The sequence below is a fragment of the Stieleria sedimenti genome (assembly GCF_025060895.1).
GTDB classification, from domain to species: Bacteria; Planctomycetota; Planctomycetia; order Pirellulales; family Pirellulaceae; genus Stieleria; species Stieleria sedimenti.
Genome location: NZ_JANZKV010000069.1, coordinates 1 through 3,061, shown reverse-complemented (window position 1 = coordinate 3,061; position 3,061 = coordinate 1). Strand labels below are relative to the sequence as shown.

The 3,061-nt window shown below is 52.9% G+C and carries 3 protein-coding genes; all 3 read right to left on the bottom strand.

Annotation, left to right across the window (positions count from 1 at the left end):
- Nucleotides 1-794 precede the first annotated feature (794 nt).
- The 3 genes from NZK35_RS11060 to NZK35_RS11050 all read right to left on the bottom strand — a co-directional run bounded on the left by NZK35_RS11060 (nucleotide 795) and on the right by NZK35_RS11050 (nucleotide 2,580).
- Complete coding sequence (locus NZK35_RS11060; protein ID WP_259632593.1) at nucleotides 795-974, bottom strand: hypothetical protein; 180 nt, start codon at nucleotides 972-974, stop codon at nucleotides 795-797.
- 322 nt (nucleotides 975-1,296) lie between these two features.
- Nucleotides 1,297-2,004, bottom strand: a complete 708-nt coding sequence (locus NZK35_RS11055) for a hypothetical protein (protein ID WP_259632592.1) — start codon at nucleotides 2,002-2,004, stop codon at nucleotides 1,297-1,299.
- Between the two features lie 63 nt (nucleotides 2,005-2,067).
- Nucleotides 2,068-2,580, bottom strand: a complete 513-nt coding sequence (locus NZK35_RS11050) for a hypothetical protein (protein ID WP_259632591.1) — start codon at nucleotides 2,578-2,580, stop codon at nucleotides 2,068-2,070.
- Nucleotides 2,581-3,061: the final 481 nt, after the last annotated feature.

The window sequence follows — 3,061 nt, the reverse complement described above, 5'->3', positions numbered from 1 at the left end:
TTCGCTACTTACGAGGAACGGCACGCGCCACCCGGTACGCGCGAAAGATTTTCAACTTCAATACCGCCCAACTCGCGTACTCGGGTGCACGCGATTGTTCTGCTCCCTCTTCGATATTCGACTGCGACTCCCGACCAATTCGAAACGAGCGTCGCTAGCCACTTGCATTGGGAAAGTGTAAGCCCAGAAAGTAGCGTCACCCGCTTTGCGTGGGCAAAGCAGGCTAGCGGCCCTGTACGTTGGATCACGAGGATTACTGACCAATTCCTGTTGCCTATTGTGTTTCCGCGCTGCGGACGTGCGACGAAGACAGCTGACACGAAACATCGTTTGTACGTCGTTCGCCACGTCATTCCGAATAGATCTGTCGACGTATCAAGATCATTTGCTGCAAAGCTGAAAGTCCTTCGGAGGTTCGGAAAATAGAAAACCCCATACAGGCCGACCAACCATCCAACGACGACGCCCGTTAGCAACACCCGCTCAACATGGCTTCCGGATGCAGATCCTTCGACAAAAAGAAAAAGACAGCCACATCCCCAAATGACGAGCCAGACCGCAAGAAAACTTTGGTTGGATGCTAGATCTTTGTAGCGAAAGTTGACAACCTGCTCGTCTCCAATCTGTCTGAATGAGAAGCAGGCTGGAGCATTGATTGAATCGAGGTCGCTCATTTGTATCTCTATAGAAGAACGTCCGCCGTCACCTGGCACGAGCGGAAACACTTGAACTCAAAACTGACTCGATCGAGTGCTCAGGTGCACGGCATTGTTCCTCGAATCTGACTGTCTTCATCATTGCTCGGGCACTCGCGTCAAACGCTGGCCGGCGGTCACAGGATAGCGTGATGAATCAGGCGAGGCAACTTTTTGGGCGGCATGGAAATAATCGAACGCGGAGGCTCGATGGGCGTTGGACTGAGCATTGCGATACAGCCGCAACCGAGATGTCGAAATGACCTTGCGGTGGAACACACGTCAAGTCCGTTGCGGCGGGTACCAACGTGCCAATTCGCTTCGTGGGGCGTCGCGACAAAAAGAGATCCCGACCGTCATGCGGCTTCGATCAATCGAGCGATCAAGTCCGACGTCGGCAGCTCAACGATGCATCCGCCCGCCGTGAGAGTGAAACGTTCAAACAATCTGCCCACTAAATCCGTCAACACAAATCGACGGCTGGAGTCTCGCTTCTTACGAGGAACGCTGGCGTTGACCGGGCCGCCGCCAATCAACATTGACTTCAGGGAAGACGCGATCGGCGGCTCCGCGTCCAACGCTTTGTTCTGCCTTTCATCGGTCAGCCAAAGGACAGGCCTAGTTTGTCGGAAAGAATTTGGATTTCAGTTTTCACTTCTTCGTACAGCTTGCTTCGAGGCTTGGGCAATCCGAAGAAGCCACATTCATGACTGCCGAGCGTGACTTTCTTCAAGCAAATGCCCAAGTAACTCAAGGAGCCTACGCCAGCAGCTCGCCATTCACCAGACCGTTCATCCCATTTGCCATGGACACAAAAATGCCGCTCAGGATTGTGACGTACAGAAGTGGCCGGGAGACCCAGTATCTCAACATCACCTTGATAGCCGGATATGTCGAGGGCAATTGAATCGGCCGAGTGATCGGCGAATGTCTCGCCCTCGATACCAGTCGGTTTCACGATTACCTTGCTCGGCTTCTTTCCGCGAATGATTAAGTTGCTTAGGTGCACACTGCGATCGATGTGAATAGCGTCTCCGCACGCGAAGTTCTCGAAGACAACGTTTTCAATTCGAGTGCCTGAGTCAATCTGGCAGGTGCCAATGGTTGTGCCGCAATTAACAAACGAACAGTTGCGAATCGTCACCCGTTCTCGAGAAGTGGGAAATACAAACTGCTCGTAAGATGCTCCGTTTGCATTCAAGCCTTCAAGCAACATGCCGCCATCTAAGTCTGGAATGAGAGGGAATTGCGACATGGCTTTCGTTGGCAGAACGACCGCGATCACCCAGTCGCGGCCAAAGATTTTCAATTTTTAAGAAACGGCGACTCCGCGACTTGGGTGCATCGCCTGGTTCGTCGTCTTCCGTGCAGGCTAAACATTCTCTGAACCAATCCAAACCCAGTCACCAGAATTGTCAACCATCAGATTGACCACAGCCTGGTTTTTCCTGACCGGGTCTGAACAACGCCCTCTTGCACGCTCTTTTACAAGAGACATCATTCGCTGGATTTTCGGATGACTCAGGACTCGATCTGCGAGGTCTGCTCGCGACCAAGGGTGGAAATAGCCGTAGCCGTGAATAGAAAACACATGCCCTGCCAGATAGATCGGTTCCCCCTCGTCATCTTCGTCGTCAGATTCTTCAGGAAAAAGCTCAGCCTCGTTGCCGTAAGTGATGGAGTCTGGATGAAAGAATTCTTCGTTAGCTGCCTGCGCAGCGTCATCGTCAAAGATAGAGCGGATGTCCAATGCCAATGTTTCGTTTTCTTCGTCTGCCGGATCGGCTAGCAATTCACAGTCGATCAAGATTCTTCGGGCGCTCGCTGCATCGAGTTCGCTTACTTCAGTGTCTGCAAAGAAGACCAACTCTGAATAAAACGACATCTGTAAATGAAATCCTGTTTTCGATTACGACGAACGTCGGTGGTCACCGCGTCGGCGCGATCGACCAGAACTCAAAAACAAACTCGACTCGCCGACTGCGGTGCACCACCTGGTTCGCGCGTCCGGCCTCGACGACAGCCCGTGCCATCGCCGCTGTTTGCCAATGTACCCGATCGGAATCGCCGTGGGAAATAGAGCGTCCCAATCTGCGGTCGGCACTTCAGGCGTCGGTTGTCAGCGTTGGCATCGACAGGCGTCGGTTTGTCGTCTTCGGCCGAGTCGACCGCGCACCTATCGAACCGTGAAATCAAATGCGAATCCCAGGAAACAGAGGTCGGATGAATTCCGGTGGGCGCAATTTGACCGAACCAATCAAACCGTGGACGAAGCAATAGCCACAGAGTGCTCAGAGGACACAGAGAAGACGAGGACCGTTGCAGTCAGGAGTCGGTTAGCAGCGCGAACTTGTTTATTACCTGGT